Origin of the sequence: Streptomyces sp. NPDC002896, from assembly GCF_040295225.1 — a bacterium.
Lineage (GTDB): Bacteria > Actinomycetota > Actinomycetes > Streptomycetales > Streptomycetaceae > Streptomyces.
In genome coordinates this window covers 282,820-300,421 of sequence record NZ_JBEOVA010000009.1, presented here as the reverse complement: position 1 = coordinate 300,421, position 17,602 = coordinate 282,820, and the positions used below count along the sequence as shown (strand labels likewise).

Here is a 17,602-nt window from a genome sequence, read left to right as displayed (position 1 = left end):
GGGAGTCGCTGGCGCGACAGCCGACGACAGCTCGCAGACGCGTGCGCTCACGCGCCCGCGATGACCTCCGCCGCCGCCCGCCCGCACACCCGGGCCGCGCCATGTGTGGCGATGTGGAGGGCGCCCCGCGGCGGAGCCTGGGGGACGCCCATTTCGACCACGATGGTGTCGGGGCGGGCGGCCAGCAGCGTGTCGAGGGCGGCCGACATCCACGGATGGCGGTGCTCGTCGCGGACGACCGCGACGATGCGGCGCCCGCCCGCGGCCCGCAGCACCCCCTCCCCGGCCCCCGGAGCGGACCAGCTCCCCGTCTCGGTACCGGGCAGCAGCCGCGCCAGTTCCGCGGCCACACCCCACGGCGTCTCGTTCCCGACAGCGATGTTCGCGACGGGGGTGAGCGCGGCGACGTAAGGAGCCGAGGTGACCGGGGCGTACGAGTCGGACCGCGTCAGCGTGAGTGCACGGCGGGCCGCGACCAGGCCGATGTCCCGGTCGGAGCGCGCCCCCGCCTCCGTCCACCGCGCCAGCTCCCGCACACGCGCGGCCGCGTCCGCGAGGCGTTCCTCGGGCAGCTCCCCCGCGCGTACCGCGTCGACGAGTGCGTCGCGCAGCCGCAGCACCGTGTCGTCGTCGCAGAGGCCGCCGCCCACGCAGATGGCGTCGGCGCCGGCGGCGATGGCGAGGACGCTGCCGTGCTCGATGCCGTACGTCGAGGCGATGGCCTGCATCTCGATGCCGTCGGTGACGATGAGCCCGTCGTAGCCGAGTTCCTCCCGCAGCAGGCCGGTGAGGATGCGGCGGGAGAGGGTCGCGGGCCGGTCGGGGTCGAGGACCGGTACGAGGATGTGAGCGCTCATCACCGCGCGCGTGCCGGCGGCGATCGCGGCCCGGAACGGGGCGAGTTCGCGGGCGTGCAGCGTTTCGAGGTCGGCGTCGATGCGCGGCATCGCGTGGTGCGAGTCGACCGCGGTGTCGCCGTGCCCCGGGAAGTGCTTGGTGCAGGCGGCCACTCCGGCGGACTGCAGCCCCTCGACGTACGCGGCGGTGTGCCGGGCCGTGAGGGCCGTGTCGGCGCCGAAGGAGCGTACGCCGATGACGGGGTTGGCGGGGTTGGAGTTGATGTCGGCGGACGGCGCCCAGTTGAGGTTGACGCCGCAGGCCGCGAGGCGGCGGCCGAGTTCGGCGGCCACGTCACGGGTCAGCTGGACGTCGTCCACCGCGCCGAGGGCGTGGTTGCCGGGGAACGAGGAGCCGGTGCGCACCTCGAGCCGGGTGACGTCGCCGCCCTCCTCGTCTATGGCGACGAGGAGGCCGTCCCGCTCGGCGCGCAACTGGGCGGTGAGCTCGGCAACCTGTTCGGGCGAGGCGATGTTGCGGCCGAACAGGCCGACCGAGGCCAGGCCTTGGCCGAGCCGGCGCAGCAGCCAGTCGGGGGCGCTGGTGCCGGTGAAGCCGGGCTGGAGGACGGTGAGCGCGTCGCGGGTCAGGGTGTCCGTGCCGCGGGCGAGTGTCGTCATGGCGGAGTTATCCCTTTACTGCGCCGGAGGTCAGGCCCGCGGCCATCTTCTTCTGGACGAGCATGAAGAAGACGACGACCGGGATGGCGATGAGCGTGGAGGCGGCCATCAGCGCGCCGTAGTCGGTGCCGCGCGAGGTGGTGAAGTTCATCAGCCACACGTTCAGCGTGTACTTGTCGTTGTCCTGGAGCACGACGTACGCCAGCAGGTACTCGTTCCACGCGTTGATGAGCGAGAAGATCGAGGCGGCCGCGAGGCCGGGGGCGAGCAGCGGGAAGATCACCCGCCAGAAGGCCCCCATCCGGCTGCAGCCGTCCACCATCGCGGACTCCTCCAGCTCCTTGGGGATGTTGATCACGAAGCCGCGGATCATCCAGGTCGCGAAGGGGAGCGTGGAGACCAGGTAGACGACGATGACGCCCCAGTACTCGTTGAGTCCGCCGAGCTCGTTGAGCTGGAGGTAGAGGGGGATGAGGAGCGCGGTGGGCGGCAGCAGCTGCACCGCCAGCAGCACGATCATGAAGGCCTTGCGGCCCATGAACTGGAAGCGGCCGATCGCGAAGGCGGCGATCGTCGACATGAACATCGCGCCGACCACCGCGGTGACACAGATGATCAGGCTGGACTGGATCGCCGTGCCGAAGTTCGGCATGTCGATCGCCCGCCGGAAGTTGTCGAGCGTGATCGAGTCGGGCCAGAGCGTCTGGTCGTAGCTGCGGATCTCGTAGTTCGGCCGCAGCGCGCTGATCACCAGCCAGTAGACCGGGAAGGCCATCACCACGAAGGCGACCAGGCCGACGAGGTTGTAGACGTGCCGGCTCTTCTTCTTGCGGTCGGGGCGGTACGCGGGGTTCCGGCCCGGGCGGTACGCCGGGCGGGTGGGGGCAGTGGCGCTCACTCGAGCTCTCCGATCTTGAGGAGCTGGCGCAGGTAGTACACGGCCACGCCGGACAGCAGCAGGACCGTGATGAGCCCGATGGCGGCGCCCTGGCTGAACGAGTTGGACTCGAACGCCTTCTCGTACGAGTAGAGGCCGAGCAGGTTGTACTCCGGCTCCGGCTTGTTGGCGCGCATCAGGAAGATCTGGCCGAAGACGTTGAAGTCCCAGATCACCGAGAGCGTGGTGACCATCTGGAAGACGGGCTTGATGACCGGCCAGGTGACGTAGCGGAAGACGCCGACGGCACCGGCCCCGTCGAGGGCGGCCGCCTCCTCCAGTTCCCTGGGGACCTGGGTGAGCGCGGCGTACAGCGTGATGGCGACGAACGGGATCGCTCCCCACACGACGACCGCGCCGATCATCAGGAAGCCCTGCTTGGGGTCGAGCCACCAGTTGTGGCCGCGGAAGTCGAGGCCCAGGTACTTCGTCAGCACCATGTTGACCACGCCGTAGTCGGAGTCCGCGAACCAGCGGAAGATCGAGGTGGCCACGAGCAGCGGCAGCGCCCAGGCCGCGACGAGCGCGCCGGTGAGGGCGAGCCGGACCCAGTTCGTCATGCGCTGCATGGCCTGGGCGAGCAAGAGCCCGATTCCCATGGTGGCGACGACGCAGGCCACCATGAACAGCAGGGTGCGCCAGACGACGGTCCAGAACTCGCCGTCACCGAGGATGTTGGTGAACTGCTCGAAACCCACCCAGGGTGCGGGGTCCCCGGTCCACAGTTCTCGGCGGCCGACGTCCTGGAAGGACATGATCACCGTCTTGATCAGCGGCCAGACGAACACGGCGGCGATCGCGACGAAGGCGGGGGCTATCAGCAGGTAGGGCAGGAGGGCCCCGGATTTTCTCTTCCTGAGCGTCCCGGCGCCTGAGGGGCTCGGCGTCGCGGCGTCGGACCCCGATACCCCGTCCGCGGGGCCTGGCGCGGGCCGTTGCTCGGGCTGCCGAAGGCCGGGAACCGGGGGCTCGGCTGCTTTCATGTCGGCGGCACTCACTGTGCTGGCCTTCCGTTCGAACCGGTAACCGGGATGCGGGGGGCGGCGGGATCCATGGCGGATCCGCCGCCCCCGACAGGGCAGATCAGGAGGTCACGAGGCCGGGGAGGAGGCCTCACCCTGGGATCAGGAAGCCTCGTTGATCAGCTTGTCGATCTCCGCGTCAGCGGCCTTGGTGGCGTCCTCGACCGACGTGCCCTTGAGGATGTCGAGCAGCATCAGCTCGATCGTTTCCTTCTTCTCGACCGCGGCCCAGCCCGGCGCGATGGGCGTGAACCAGGCGTCCGGCACGGCGTTGGCGATCGGCGCCGTCTCCGGCTTGGACTTCAGCGGCTCCAGCTGCTTGGTGTTGTTCGGCAGGATGTTCTTGGCCGCGAGGGCCGCCTCCGACTTCTCGTTGGTGAAGAGGGAGATCCACGCCTCCGCCAGGTCCTGGTTCTTGGACTTGGAGATGGTGGCCAGGTCGGAACCGCCGATGAAGGAGGGCAGCGCCTTGCCGTTCGGGCCGGGCATGCCCGCGGTGGCGATCTTGTCCTTCAGCTTGGGGTTGCCGTTGGCGTTGCCGTCGATGACGCTGCCGGACTCCCAGCCGTTGCCGTAGATCAGGGCCGCCTTCTCGTTGGCCATGACGTTGGCGTGGTCCTGCTCGTCCTTCGTCTGGTCACCGTGGTTGTACTTCTTGACCAGCTCGATGTAGTGCTTGATGCCTTCCTGGGCCTCGGGCGAGGAGAGGGTGGCCTTCCACTTCTTGGAGGAGTCGTCGTACTCGGCGATCTTGCCGCCGTACGCGGCGACGTAGGACATCGCGGCGTACCAGTAGCGGCCGGGGAGGTAGAGGGCGGAGAACGCCTTGTCCTTCTTGCCGTACTTCGACTGGACCTTGTCGAGGGCCTTGGTCAGGTCGTCCTCGGTCGTCGGGAGCGTGTCGCTGCCGGTCGCGGCCTTGAACATCGACTTGTTGTAGATGGCCACGCGCGCACCGGCGTAGTAAGGAACGCAGTAAAGCTTGCCCTCGTAGCTACAGGTGTCCTTGAGGCCCTTGATCCACGTGTCGGAGTTGTCGTACTTCTTCGCGTCGATCTCGCCGAGAGCGCCGTTGAGGATGTACGTCATGGTCTCGGTGTTGCCGAGCTCGACCACGTCCGGGAACTTGTCGCCGGCCAGGGCCGCGTCGAGCTTCTTGGTCTTGTCCGACCACTGCTGGTACTGGATCTTGACCTTGACACCGGGGTACTTCTTGTTGAATGCGGTGTTGGCCTGCTTCACCAGCTCGGGCCAGGTGCTCTGGGCGTCCGTCATGAGCCAGACGGTCAGCTCACCCTTGCGGTCCTTCGGGTCCTTCGCGGCCTCACCGCCGGACCCACCGCACGCCGCAACCGAGGCCATCATCGTCGCTGCGCCAACCGCAGCTATCAGCTTGCGCTTCACGCCACCCTCCTCAGGGCTGCAAGAGTCTCCCCCCATCACCGCCCGGGACTGCGCCGTACACGAAGGGCCGTACGAGAAAGGTGCGCAGGAACGACTGCCCGTGGGGCTGGGACTGGTCTTTAATGGTGTAGACCAGTAGGTGGAGCTTGGCCTAGACCTTTAGGGGTGTCAAGGGTGTATAAGAAAGGCGCTCGCGTCCGTTATCGGACCGACACCTGAGGGAGCACGACCCCCTCAGGCCGGGCCGTGCCACGATGTGAGCCGCAACAGACGGAGGAGCCGGTGACGGCGACAGCAGCAGCACAGGAGCCGGAAAGGCGGACGATGGGCAGCCAGGCGGGCAGCACGGGGACCGAGATGGGCACGTCCGCGACGGCGGAGACGGCGAACGCGGGCCGCACCGCGCGCGTGCCGAAGTACTACCGCCTCAAGAAGCACTTGCTCGACATGACCGACACGATGCCGCCCGGCACTCCGGTACCGCCCGAGCGCACCCTGGCCACCGAGTTCGACACCTCGCGCACGACCGTCCGCCAGGCCCTCCAGGAGCTGGTCGTCGAGGGGCGGCTCGAACGCATCCAGGGCAAGGGCACGTTCGTCGCCAAGCCCAAGGTCTCGCAGGCCCTCCAACTCACCTCGTACACCGAGGACATGCGGGCCCAGGGCCTCGAACCCACCTCGCAGCTCCTCGACATCGGCTACATCACCGCGGACGACAGGCTCGCCGGGCTGCTCGACATAAGCGCCGGCGGGCGCGTGCTGCGCATCGAGCGACTGCGGCTGGCGAGCGGCGAGCCGATGGCGATCGAGACGACCCATCTGTCCGCCAAGCGCTTCCCGGCGCTCAGGCGAAGCCTCGTCAAGTACACCTCGCTCTACACGGCGCTGGCCGAGGTGTACGACGTGCATCTCGCGGAGGCCGAGGAGACCATCGAGACCTCGCTCGCGACCCCGCGCGAGGCGGGCCTGCTGGGCACCGACGTCGGCCTGCCGATGCTGATGCTGTCGCGCCACTCGCTGGACGGCGAGGGCAAGCCGGTGGAGTGGGTGCGGTCGGTGTACCGGGGCGACCGGTACAAGTTCGTGGCGCGGCTCAAGAGGCCGGCGGTGTAAGGCGGCGTCAGCCACAGTGCCGGCTGGGGGTACGGGGGTTATCCCCCCGGAAGAACGCAGCCGTGGCGCGGCTCAAGAGGCCGGCGGTGTAAGGCGGCGTCAGCCACAGTGTCGGCTGGGGGTACGGGGGTTATCCCCCGGAAGAACGCAGCCGTGGCGCGGCTCAAGCGGCCTGCGGTGTAGCGCAGCTCACATTCCTGCTCTACGGTCCTCCCGTTGTGTCGTATGGACGGGAGGACGACCCGGTGCGTACCGCAGCCCCTCGAACGAGTCCCCGCACAAGCCCGCGAACCATCATCATCTGGACGCTCGTGGCGCTGGTGGGCGCCGCGGGCTGGACCGTGCTCGCGCTCTCCCGGGGCGAGGAGGTGTCGGCCGCCTGGATGGTGGCCGCGGCCCTCGGCTCGTACGCCATCGCGTACCGCTTCTACTCGAAGTTCATCGCGAACCGCGTACTGAAGGTCGACAAGACCCGGGCCACCCCGGCCGAACGGCTGGACAACGGCATCGACTTCCATCCGACCGACCGCCGTGTGCTGCTCGGCCACCACTTCGCGGCGATCGCCGGCGCCGGGCCGCTCGTCGGTCCCGTACTGGCCGCACAGATGGGCTACTTGCCCGGCACCATCTGGATCATCGTCGGCGTCATCTTCGCGGGTGCCGTGCAGGACATGGTGGTGCTGTTCTTCTCGACGCGGCGCGACGGGCGCTCGCTCGGGCAGATGGCGCGCGAGGAGATAGGGCCGTTCGGCGGCGCGGCCGCGCTGCTCGCCGCCTTCGCCATCATGATCATCCTGCTCGGGGTGCTGGCGCTGGTCGTCGTCAACGCCCTCGCCCAGTCCCCGTGGGGCACCTTCTCCATCGCGATGACGATCCCGATCGCGCTGCTGATGGGCTTCTATCTGCGGGTGATCAGGCCGGGGCGGGTCACCGAGGTCTCGCTGATCGGTGTGGCGCTGCTGCTGTTCGCGATCGTCGCGGGCCGCTGGGTCGCGGAGTCCTCGCTCGCCGACACCTTCACGCTCAAGCCGTCGACGCTGGTCATCTGGATGGTGGCGTACGGCTTCGTCGCCTCCGTCCTGCCCGTGTGGATGCTGCTGGCGCCCCGCGACTACCTCTCCACCTTCATGAAGCTCGGCACGATAGGGCTGCTCGCGCTCGGCGTCGTCATCGCGCTGCCGACACTGAAGATGGACGCCGTCACGGACTTCGCGTCGCGCGGCGACGGGCCGGTGTTCGCGGGCTCCCTCTTCCCGTTCGTCTTCATCACCATCGCGTGCGGGGCGCTGTCCGGCTTCCACGCCCTCATCTCGTCGGGTACGACGCCGAAGATGATCCAGAAGGAGACGCAGGTCCGGATGATCGGCTACGGCTCCATGCTGATGGAGTCGTCCGTGGCGGTCATGGCGCTGATCGCGGCCTGCATCATCGACCCCGGTCTGTACTTCGCGATGAACGCGCCGGCGGGCGTCATCGGGGACAGCGTGCAGTCCGCGTCGCAGGCGGTCGCGAACTTCGGCTACTCGATCTCCCCGCAGGAACTGGCGGCGGCCGCGAAGAACGTAGGGGAGGCGACACTGCTGTCGCGGACCGGTGGCGCGCCCACTCTCGCCGTCGGCGTCTCCGAGATCTTCTCGCAGGTCACCGGGGGCGGCCTGCGGGCGTTCTGGTATCACTTCGCGATCATGTTCGAGGCGCTGTTCATCCTGACCGCGCTGGACGCGGGCACGCGCGTGGGCCGCTTCATGCTCCAGGACATGCTGGGCAACGTCTACAAGCCGTTCCGGGACGTCAGCTGGAAGCCCGGACTCGTCCTGACGAGTGCCGCCGTGGTGGGGCTGTGGGGCTACTTCCTCTGGATCGGCGTGCACGAGCCGCTCGGCGGGATCAACCAGCTGTTCCCGATCTTCGGCATCGCCAACCAGCTGCTCGCGGCCGTGGCGCTCGCCGTCTGCACGACCCTGCTGGTCAAGTCCGGGCGCCTCAAGTGGGCCTGGATCACCGCGGTTCCGCTGGCCTGGGACGCGACGGTCACGCTGACCGCCAGCTGGCAGAAGGTGTTCTCCAGCGACCCGCGCGTGGGCTTCTTCCAGCAGCGGGCGAACTACCAGGACGGCATCGACGCGGGCAAGGTCCTGCCGCCCGCCAAGAACATGGACGACATGCACACCATCGTCACCAACTCCACGGTGGACGGCGTCCTGTCGGCGGTCCTCGCCCTTCTCATCGTGGTCGTGATCGTGGACGCGGCCCGGATCTGCGTCAGGCACCTGCGCAATCCGGAGGCGAGCCGGCTGAGCGAGACGCCGTACGTCGAGTCGAAGCTGGTCGCTCCGGCCGGGCTGATCCCGACGCAGGAGGAGAAGGCCGAACTGGCCACCGCGAGCCGCGACCGGGAGGTGACACAGGCATCGTGACCGTGCTGCTGAGAGGGCTGCGCTGGGTGCGGTGGTACGTCCGCGAGCTGACCGGTGAGTCCGCGTACGAGCGGTATGTCGCCCACGTCAGAAGGGATCATCCCACCGCATCCGTGCCGCCCCGGCGCGATTTCGAGCGGATGCTGACGGACCGGCAGGAGTCGGACCCACGCCAGGGCTTCCGCTGCTGCTGACCTGATCAGGAGCCGGATCCCGCTCCGGTGAGCACCTCCGAACACTGACGTCCGCTATCCGGACAGGGGTTCCATAAAGCGGAACCGTCCCCTAGATTGCCCCCGCATTGCCAAGTGATCAGTGATCAATGGGGTCAGCGAGGGGACGGAGCCGCCGTATGCCACAAGAACCTGAAGCGAGAGGACCGGTCGTCACACCGGTGAGGGTGGTGATAGCCGTGTGCCTGTTCGCGCCGTTCGTCGCGATGCTCTGGGTGGGCTCCTACGCGAAGACCGACCCGGCCCTCATCGGCATCCCGTTCTTCTACTGGTACCAGATGGCGTGGGTGGTCATATCGTCCGTGCTGACGGTGACGGCCTACAAGCTGTGGCAGCGGGACCAGGCCGCTCGCCGCGCCTCCCGTGAGGGGGGTGCGTCCCAGTGAAGGACGGCGTGAACGGCGTGGCACTCGCCGTCTTCATCCTCTTCTTCGTGGCCGTCACGGTCATGGGCTTCCTGGCCTCGCGCTGGCGCAGGGCCGAGAACGAGAACAGCCTCGACGAATGGGGCCTGGGCGGCCGGTCGTTCGGCACCTGGATCACCTGGTTCCTGCTCGGCGGCGACCTCTACACGGCTTACACCTTCGTGGCCGTACCGGCGGCGATCTACGCGGCGGGCGCGGCCGGCTTCTTCGCGGTGCCGTACACGATCCTCATCTACCCGCTGATGTTCGTGTTCCTGCCGCGTCTGTGGTCGGTGTCGCACAAGCACGGGTACGTCACCACCTCGGACTTCGTCCGCGGACGCTTCGGCTCCAAGGGCCTGTCGCTGGCCGTCGCGGTCACCGGCATCCTCGCCACGATGCCGTACATCGCGCTCCAGCTCGTCGGCATCCAGGCGGTGCTCGACGTGATGGGCGTGGGCGGCGGCGAGAACACGCACTGGTTCATCAAGGACCTGCCACTGCTGATCGCCTTCGGTGTGCTCGCCGCGTACACCTACTCGTCCGGTCTGCGGGCCCCGGCGCTGATCGCCTTCGTCAAGGACGCGCTGATCTACATCGTCATCGCGGTCGCGATCATCTACATCCCCATCAAGCTGGGTGGATTCGACGACATCTTCGCCAAGGCGGGCGACGCCTTCGCGCAGATCAACCCGGCGACCGGGAAGCCGCGCGGCGCGGTGGCCCCGGCCGATCCCTCGCAGTGGACGTACGCCACGCTGGCGCTGGGCTCGGCGCTCGCCCTGTTCATGTACCCGCACTCGGTGACGGCCGTGCTGTCCAGCCGCAGCCGTGACGTCATCCGCCGCAACTCCACCATCCTGCCGCTGTACTCGCTGATGCTGGGCTTCCTCGGTCTGCTCGGCTTCATGGCGATCGCGGCCGGCATCAAGGTGCAGAACGGGCAGCTGGCGATCCCGCAGCTCTTCGAGGACATGTTCCCCGACTGGTTCGCGGGTGTCGCCTTCGCCGCCATCGGCATCGGCGCGCTCGTCCCGGCCGCGATCATGTCCATCGCCGCGGCCAACCTCTTCACGCGGAACATCTACAAGGACTTCCTGAAGCCCGACGCGACGCCCGAACAGGAGACCAAGGTCTCCAAGCTGGTGTCGCTGCTGGTGAAGGTCGGCGCGCTGGCCTTCGTCCTGACCATGGACAAGACCGTCGCGATCAACTTCCAGCTCCTTGGCGGCATCTGGATCCTGCAGACCTTCCCGGCGCTGGTGGGCGGCCTGTTCACGCGCTGGTTCCACCGCTGGGCGCTGCTCGCGGGCTGGGCGGTCGGCATGGTCTACGGCACGCTCGCGGCGTACGGCGTGGCCAGCCCCACCCAGAAGCACTTCGGCGGCTCCTCGGCGGAGATCCCCGGCATCGGCGAGATCGGCTACATCGGCCTCACGGCCTTCGTGCTGAACCTGGTGGTGACCGTGGTCCTCACCTTCGTGCTGCGCGCCGTGAAGGCGCCGGACGGCGTCGACGAGACGTCGCCGGAGGACTACACGGGCGAGGCAGGCGACCCGGGCGTCAAGACGGAGCTGCCGCCGGCTACGGCGGGGGCCTCGCACTGAGTCCTTTGCGCAGGTGACAGCAGGTGACACGGGCCGCCGGGAAATCCGGCGGCCCGTTGTCGTACCCGTGGGGCACACTGCACCGCATGGACATCGTGATCAGGCGGGCGGAGCCCGGGGAGTACGCGGAGCTGGGCGAGATCACCGCGCGGGCGTATCTCGGGGACGGGCTGCTCGACTTCGGCGAGAGCGACGATTACCTCGGCGAACTGCGGGACGTTGCGAAGCGGGCAGCTGCCGCTGAGGTGCTGGTCGCCGTGGCGAACGACCGGGTGATCGGGGGCGTGACGTTCGTGCCGGCCGGCGGCCCGATGGCGGACATCGCGCGCGAGGGCGAGGCTGAGATCCGGATGCTCGCAGTCTCCCCGGAAGCGCGCGGCAGAGGTGCCGGAGAGGCGCTCGTCCGCGCCTGCATCGATCGCGCACGGGCGGTCGACGGCTGCGTACGCGTCGTCCTGTCCACGCAGCGCACCATGCACACCGCCCACCGGATATACGAGCGCCTCGGCTTCACCCGCACCCCCGAGCGCGACTGGAACCCGATCCCGCATCTCGACGACATCATGCTGCTCACCTACGCGCTGGAGCTCTAGGCAGCGAAGGACACCGCGAGGGGCATGGCGATTCCAGCCCCGCACAACTCACAACCCGACACAACATGTAGGGGCGCCGCGACGACTCGGCACAAGATGTATGCTCATCTCGCTGTCGCCGCAGGGGAATCCGGTGCAAGTCCGGAACTGTCCCGCAACGGTGTACTGGTGCGCGTTCGTGTACCCGTAAGTCCGAGGACCTGCCGACGGTGCACCCGGTCCGTCCGTTCCGGGTGCCGACGACGTCCGGGCCTCGCGGAGTGGGCTGGTGGACGCGGCCCGCGCTGCCCTGCGTGTGCCCGTGCGCCCGCTTCCCTCCCAGAGGCCCCGAGCCAGCGAGGGAGAGCTCCACGTGACCATCGCGCCAGCCGATCCGGCTTCAGCGTCCCGGACAGAGGCCGAGCCCGAGTCGGGCGGTCCCGGTGCCGCACTGCTGCGCACCCTGACCGACCTCACCGCCGACCTCCCCCACGCCGACCCCGGCCGGGTCGCCGCCGCAGCGCTGCGCGGCCGGTCCGCCGCCGCTGACGAGGCCGAGCTGCGCGAGCTTGCCACCGAGGCCGCCGCGGGCCTGATCTCGGAAGACCCGGCGTACTCGAAGCTGGCGGCGCGGCTGCTGACGATCAGCATCGCCGAGGAGGCCGCGTCCCAGGGGGTCCGGTCCTTCTCCGAGTCGGTCGCGGTCGGGCACCGCGAGGGCCTGATCGCCGACCGTACCCAGGAGTTCGTACGGCTGCACGCGGCGCGGCTGGACGCGCTGGTGGACGCCTCGATCGCAGAAGGCAACGACGATCGGTTCGGCTACTTCGGGCTGCGCACGCTGCACAGCCGCTATCTGCTGCGGCACCCGATCACCCGGCACGTCATCGAGACCCCGCAGCACTTCATGCTGCGGGTCGCCGCCGGTCTCGCGGAGGACGACACTCCCCGGTCGGTGGACGAAGTGGCGGCCCTGTACGGCCTGATGAGCCGCCTCGACTACCTGCCCTCATCGCCCACGCTCTTCAACTCCGGTACGCGGCACCCGCAGATGTCCTCCTGCTATCTGCTGGACTCGCCGCTGGACGAGCTCGACTCGATCTACGAGCGGTACCACCAGGTGGCCCGCCTCTCGAAGCACGCGGGCGGCATCGGCCTGTCGTACTCCCGTATCCGCTCCCGAGGTTCGCTGATCCGCGGTACGAACGGGCACTCCAACGGCATCGTGCCGTTCCTGAAGACCCTCGACGCCTCGGTCGCCGCGGTGAACCAGGGCGGCCGGCGCAAGGGCGCGGCCGCGGTCTACCTGGAAACCTGGCACTCCGACATCGAGGAGTTCCTGGAGCTGCGCGACAACACCGGTGAGGACGCACGGCGCACGCACAACCTCAACCTCGCGCACTGGATCCCGGACGAGTTCATGCGCCGGGTCGACGCCGACGAGCAGTGGTCGCTGTTCTCCCCCGCCGACGTGCCCGAGCTGGTCGACCTGTGGGGCGAGGAGTTCGACGCCGCGTACCGCAAGGCGGAGGCCGAGGGGCTCGCGCGCAAGACCATCCCTGCCCGCGACCTCTACGGCCGCATGATGCGCACCCTCGCGCAGACCGGCAACGGCTGGATGACCTTCAAGGACGCAGCCAACCGCACCGCCAACCAGACGGCGGAGCCGGGCCACACGGTCCACTCCTCCAACCTGTGCACCGAGATCCTGGAGGTCACGGACGACGGCGAGACGGCGGTCTGCAACCTGGGGTCGGTCAACCTCGGCGCCTTCGTGGCCGACGGCGACATCGACTGGGAGCGGCTGGACGCGACGGTCCGTACCGCCGTGACCTTCCTCGACCGTGTCGTCGACATCAACTTCTACCCGACCGAGCAGGCCGGCCGCTCCAACGCCAAGTGGCGCCCGGTGGGCCTGGGCGCCATGGGCCTGCAGGACGTGTTCTTCAAGCTGCGGCTGCCCTTCGACTCGGCCCAGGCGAAAGCGCTGTCCACGCGGATCGCCGAGCGGATCATGCTCGCCGCGTACGAAACGTCGGCCGACCTCGCCGAGCGCAACGGCCCGCTGCCCGCCTGGGAGAAGACCCGTACCGCCCGCGGCGTCCTGCACCCCGACCACTACGGCGTGGAGCTGACCTGGCCGGAGCGGTGGGCGGCCCTGCGGGAGCGCATCGCCACGACGGGCATGCGCAACTCCCTCCTGCTGGCCATCGCGCCGACCGCCACCATCGCGTCCATCGCGGGCGTCTACGAGTGCATCGAGCCGCAGGTCTCCAACCTCTTCAAGCGCGAGACGCTCAGCGGAGAGTTCCTCCAGGTCAACTCGTACCTGGTGAACGACCTGAAGCAGCTCGGCGTATGGGACGCCCGCACCCGCGAGGCCCTGCGCGACGCGAACGGCTCGGTGCAAGGTTTCGCCTGGATCCCCGAGGACGTACGCGCCCTGTACCGCACGGCGTGGGAGATCCCGCAGCGCGGCCTGATCGACATGGCGGCCGCCCGCACCCCGTTCCTGGACCAGTCGCAGTCCCTGAACCTGTTCATGGAGACGCCGACCATCGGCAAGCTCTCCTCGATGTACGCGTACGCCTGGAAGCAGGGCCTGAAGACGACGTACTACCTGCGCTCGCGCCCGGCGACGCGCATCGCCCGCGCGGCCAAGGCGCAGGCGCAGACCCCGATCCCCGTCCAGCAGGTCGCCGACCCCGACGCCGTCGCCTGCTCCCTTGAGAACCCCGAGTCCTGCGAGGCCTGCCAGTAATGCCCACCCCGACCACCCCGACCGCCGAGAAGAACCTCCTCGACCCGGGCTTCGAACTGACCCTGCGCCCCATGCGCTACCCCGACTTCTACGAGCGCTACCGGGACGCCATCAAGAACACCTGGACCGTGGAGGAGGTCGACCTCCACTCGGACGTCGCCGACCTCGCCAAGCTGAGCCCCGGTGAGCAGCACCTGATCGGCCGACTGGTCGCGTTCTTCGCGACAGGCGACTCGATCGTCGCGAACAACCTGGTCCTGACGCTGTACAAGCACATCAACTCCCCCGAGGCCCGCCTGTACCTCAGCAGGCAGCTCTTCGAGGAAGCGGTCCACGTCCAGTTCTACTTGACGCTGCTCGACACGTACCTGCCCGACCCGGAGGACCGCGCGGCCGCCTTCGCGGCGGTCGAGAACATCCCGTCCATCCGCGAGAAGGCCGAGTTCTGCTTCAAGTGGATGGACTCGGTGGAGAAGATCGACCGCCTGGAGTCCAAGGCGGACCGCCGCCGCTTCCTGCTGAACCTGATCTGCTTCGCGGCGTGCATCGAGGGGCTGTTCTTCTACGGCGCCTTCGCCTACGTGTACTGGTTCCGCTCCCGGGGCCTGCTGCACGGCCTGGCGACCGGCACCAACTGGGTGTTCCGGGACGAGACGATGCACATGTCCTTCGCCTTCGACGTCGTGGACACCGTCCGCAAGGAGGAGCCGGACCTCTTCGACGACGAGTTGCAGCAGCAGGTCACCGACATGCTGGAGGAGGCCGTCGAGGCCGAGCTGCAGTTCGCGCGCGACCTGTGCGGTGACGGTCTCCCCGGCATGAACACGGAGTCGATGCGGCAGTACCTGGAGTGCGTCGCCGACCAGCGGCTGCAGCGGCTCGGCTTCGCACCGGTGTACGGCTCCGAGAACCCCTTCGCCTTCATGGAGCTCCAGGGCGTCCAGGAGCTGACCAACTTCTTCGAGCGCCGCCCGTCGGCGTACCAGGTCGCGGTGGAGGGCTCGGTCTCCTTCGACGACGACTTCTAGGCCACTTCGGGCCGCGTGGTGCCTTTCCGGGCCACATGGCCCTTCAGGCCACCTGATCCTTCGGGCGACATGACCCTTCAGGCCGCGCGCCCGAAGTCCTGCCGGCTGGTCCGCTCCCCACGGGGGAGGAGCGGACCGCCGGCAGCGTCGTCTGCCGCCTCGGCGGCGCGCAACTGGCGGTCGATACGGCGTTCGTGGGCGTGGCCGGCAAGTGCCGGTGCGGCGAGGAGGAGGAAGAGGGACAGGACGGTCAGGTAGTCCAGGAATGCGTTCATGTCGCTACTGTCGCGCGCGCCGGACGACGGCGTCAGTGGCAGAACAGTCACCAACCCTCGAATTACTGCCACGCCTGCGGCACACTGGCAGACATGCTGAAGAACGTGGCCGCAGTACTGCTCGACGGTGTGCACCCCTTCGAACTCGGCGTGGTCTGCGAGGTGTTCGGCCTCGACCGCAGCGACGAAGGGCTGCCGGTGTACGACTTCGCGGTGGCCTCCGCGGAGGGCCCGGTGCTCAGCACGCACGCCGGGTTCTCCGTACAGACACAGCACGGCATCGACCGGCTCGAGGAGGCCGACCTCATCGCCGTACCGGCCGGCGAGTCGTATGTGAACCGCACCTATCCCGAGGAGCTGCTCGCCGCCCTGGGCCGGGCCACGGAGCGCGGCGCGCGCGTCCTGTCCGTGTGTTCCGGCGTCTTCGTGCTCGGCGCGGCGGGTCTGCTGGACGGCCGCCGCTGCGCCGCCCACTGGCGACACGCTGCCGAACTGGCCGTACGCCACCCTCGGACCCGTGTCGAGCCGGATGTGCTGTACGTCGACGAGGGGGCCGTCATCACCTCGGCGGGCACCGCCGCCGGCATCGACGCGTGCCTGCACATCGTCCGCGAGGAGCACGGCGTGGAGGTCGCCAACGCCATCGCGCGGCGCATGGTGGTCCCGCCGCACCGCGACGGCGGCCAGGCCCAGTACGTCGAGCGGCCGCTGCCCCACAGTCCCTGCGACACCGTCGGCGGTGTGCTGGCGTGGATGGAGGAGCACCTCGACGAGGAGATCACCGTGGAGCGGCTGGCGGCACGGGCCCATATGTCGCCGCGGACCTTCGCCCGCCGCTTCCAGCAGGAGACCGGCACCACGCCCTACCGCTGGCTGCTGCGCCAACGCGTCCTGCTCGCCCAGGAGTTGCTGGAGCGTTCGGACGAGACCGTGGACGCGATCGCCGGGCGCGCCGGGTTCGGCAATGCGGCGGCGATGCGCCACCAGTTCCTGCGGGCGCTGGGGACGACCCCGAACGCGTACCGGCGTACCTTCAGGGGCCCGAAGGCCGCCTGAATGTACGCCCAGCCCCTATTGGTAGCGCCCGGACGCCGAACAGAAGTCGACGCAGCCACGCATCAGCGAGCGTAGATCGGCGGCGTGACGGTAAATCGACGTCCGCTCCTCGACGGGCACCATGAGCGTGTCGAGAAAATGGGGGATCTCAGCCTCGTATCCGAGGAAGGAGTCGGTGTACCCGCGGATTCGTTCATGAATCTGCCGGAGAGCCTTCTCGCGCGTGAGATTCTGCTGTCGCTCCAGAACGATCACCATGTTGTGCTGATCGCCTGCGGCCTCTTCCTTCGCGAGGGACTGCACATCCTGGGTGATGTTGATGACCCGCATGGTGATCCGACGCATCACCTTGAGGGGAGAGCTCTCGAGGAACTCGGGCCGCACCTCGTAGCCGCCGGCCCTCTCAGCGGCATCCATCTCCAGCAGCACCGCTCCCGTCATATCGCGAAGCGCAAGGTATTCCTCGACACCCAGGGTGCGGCTGTCGCGACGGTGCTCGCAGCGTGTGCGGCAGGAGGCGAACCAGTCCACCCAGTGCTTCCTTGTACGCGTGACGAATTGAGGCGACATCCCCTGGCACCAGCGCCTCCAGACATCGGTGAAAGCGTTGATGTGGGGATCGGTCGACACGGGCGTGAGAGGTTGGGGTGATGGGGTGACGACCGCAGCCAGCGACGCGAAGAACCGCTCCGGGCGGCCCGGCTCCTGGACGAAAGCAGGGTCGTCAGGAAAGTCGTTCCAAATCGCCCACCAGGAAACCCAGTCGCTGACCAGATTCAGACCTTCACGAGGTGCGTCGGGGTAACTCACGCAGGCAAACAGAGCCATGTTGTGACGATCATGGCGGTGTAGTGCCGCTTCTCCGGAAACCAACCCCATCCGCTGGACCCACTCACGACTATGGGCGGCCACGCGGTCAGCTTCGTGACTGATCCTGTACGGGAAAGGCAGATCAAACGGCCAAAGCCGAAGCTCTTCCTGGAATGCCCTCGGCCCCGGCAAGGTCACCGCAGGGAACTCAACGGAGCTGTCCGGCCGGGAAGAAAGGGTGGCTACCTCGCTTGTCATTGTCATGGCATGGTCCTTATCTGCCCGCGACCAACGGGCATAACAGCTATGCCCGGCTTGCGAGAAACCCTTGTCCGGAGTCGTGGCCCTTGCCAAGACGCCGACAGCAAGTTCTTGATGTGCACACGATCAAGCTGCCTGCGCGGCGCGCGCTGCGCTGGTGGGACCGAAGCCTGTAACGGCGCGGT

At 68.4% G+C, this 17,602-nt stretch carries 15 protein-coding genes and 1 riboswitch; of the genes, 9 read left to right on the top strand and 6 right to left on the bottom strand.

What is annotated here, in order from left to right; all coding sequences use genetic code 11:
- Positions 1-47 precede the first annotated feature (47 nt).
- From ABT009_RS19210 to ABT009_RS19195, 4 genes are all read right to left on the bottom strand, one after another.
- The gene (locus ABT009_RS19210) at positions 48-1,517 is read right to left on the bottom strand and encodes a glycoside hydrolase family 3 protein (protein ID WP_351295751.1); all 1,470 of its coding nucleotides are present in this window, start codon (positions 1,515-1,517) and stop codon (positions 48-50) included.
- 7 nt (positions 1,518-1,524) lie between these two features.
- Positions 1,525-2,415, bottom strand: a complete 891-nt coding sequence (locus ABT009_RS19205) for a carbohydrate ABC transporter permease (RefSeq protein WP_351295748.1) — start codon at positions 2,413-2,415, stop codon at positions 1,525-1,527.
- Positions 2,412-3,452 carry a carbohydrate ABC transporter permease gene (locus ABT009_RS19200; RefSeq protein WP_351295745.1) on the bottom strand — a complete coding sequence of 347 codons (1,041 nt, stop codon included), beginning with the start codon at positions 3,450-3,452 and terminating at the stop codon, positions 2,412-2,414. The genes ABT009_RS19205 and ABT009_RS19200 overlap by 4 nt, the downstream gene beginning before the upstream one ends.
- Positions 3,453-3,578: 126 nt before the next feature.
- The gene (locus ABT009_RS19195) at positions 3,579-4,880 is read right to left on the bottom strand and encodes a sugar ABC transporter substrate-binding protein (RefSeq protein WP_351295743.1); all 1,302 of its coding nucleotides are present in this window, start codon (positions 4,878-4,880) and stop codon (positions 3,579-3,581) included.
- 324 nt (positions 4,881-5,204) lie between these two features.
- Between ABT009_RS19195 and ABT009_RS19190 the strand changes: the two genes are divergently transcribed.
- From ABT009_RS19190 to ABT009_RS19155, 8 genes are all read left to right on the top strand, one after another.
- Complete coding sequence (locus ABT009_RS19190) at positions 5,205-5,993, top strand: GntR family transcriptional regulator (RefSeq protein WP_351296032.1); 789 nt, start codon at positions 5,205-5,207, stop codon at positions 5,991-5,993.
- Between the two features lie 311 nt (positions 5,994-6,304).
- Positions 6,305-8,410, top strand: coding sequence for a carbon starvation CstA family protein (locus ABT009_RS19185; RefSeq protein ID WP_351295740.1), 2,106 nt, complete (start codon positions 6,305-6,307; stop codon positions 8,408-8,410).
- Positions 8,407-8,604 carry a YbdD/YjiX family protein gene (locus ABT009_RS19180; protein ID WP_351295737.1) on the top strand — a complete coding sequence of 66 codons (198 nt, stop codon included), beginning with the start codon at positions 8,407-8,409 and terminating at the stop codon, positions 8,602-8,604. Before ABT009_RS19185 ends, ABT009_RS19180 begins: the two co-directional genes overlap by 4 nt.
- Before the next feature lie 158 nt (positions 8,605-8,762).
- Entirely contained in the window at positions 8,763-9,029 is a 267-nt protein-coding gene (locus ABT009_RS19175) for a DUF3311 domain-containing protein (RefSeq protein WP_351295734.1), read from the top strand.
- Positions 9,026-10,654 (top strand): monocarboxylate uptake permease MctP, encoded by a 1,629-nt coding sequence (gene mctP, locus ABT009_RS19170; protein WP_351295731.1) that lies wholly within the window; start codon positions 9,026-9,028, stop codon positions 10,652-10,654. Before ABT009_RS19175 ends, mctP begins: the two co-directional genes overlap by 4 nt.
- Positions 10,655-10,740: 86 nt before the next feature.
- On the top strand, positions 10,741-11,247 hold the full coding sequence (locus ABT009_RS19165) for a GNAT family N-acetyltransferase (protein WP_351295728.1): 507 nt from the start codon (positions 10,741-10,743) through the stop codon (positions 11,245-11,247).
- Positions 11,248-11,346: 99 nt separating this feature from the next.
- A riboswitch (cobalamin riboswitch) is annotated at positions 11,347-11,469 on the top strand.
- Between the two features lie 130 nt (positions 11,470-11,599).
- On the top strand, positions 11,600-13,987 hold the full coding sequence (locus ABT009_RS19160; RefSeq protein WP_351295725.1) for a ribonucleoside-diphosphate reductase subunit alpha: 2,388 nt from the start codon (positions 11,600-11,602) through the stop codon (positions 13,985-13,987).
- The gene (locus tag ABT009_RS19155) at positions 13,987-15,015 is read left to right on the top strand and encodes a ribonucleotide-diphosphate reductase subunit beta (RefSeq protein WP_351295722.1); all 1,029 of its coding nucleotides are present in this window, start codon (positions 13,987-13,989) and stop codon (positions 15,013-15,015) included. Before ABT009_RS19160 ends, ABT009_RS19155 begins: the two co-directional genes overlap by 1 nt.
- A gap of 77 nt (positions 15,016-15,092) precedes the next feature.
- Here ABT009_RS19155 and ABT009_RS19150 read toward each other — a convergent pair whose 3' ends face one another.
- Positions 15,093-15,290: a hypothetical protein gene (locus ABT009_RS19150; RefSeq protein ID WP_351295719.1), complete on the bottom strand. Its 198-nt coding sequence runs from the start codon at positions 15,288-15,290 to the stop codon at positions 15,093-15,095.
- 93 nt (positions 15,291-15,383) lie between these two features.
- Here ABT009_RS19150 and ABT009_RS19145 point away from each other — a divergent pair, with 93 nt between their 5' ends.
- Positions 15,384-16,346, top strand: coding sequence for a helix-turn-helix domain-containing protein (locus tag ABT009_RS19145; RefSeq protein WP_351295716.1), 963 nt, complete (start codon positions 15,384-15,386; stop codon positions 16,344-16,346).
- 15 nt (positions 16,347-16,361) lie between these two features.
- Here the strand turns inward: ABT009_RS19145 and ABT009_RS19140 are convergent, their stop codons facing one another.
- Entirely contained in the window at positions 16,362-17,420 is a 1,059-nt protein-coding gene (locus ABT009_RS19140; protein WP_351295713.1) for a terpene synthase family protein, read from the bottom strand.
- Positions 17,421-17,602 lie beyond the last annotated feature (182 nt).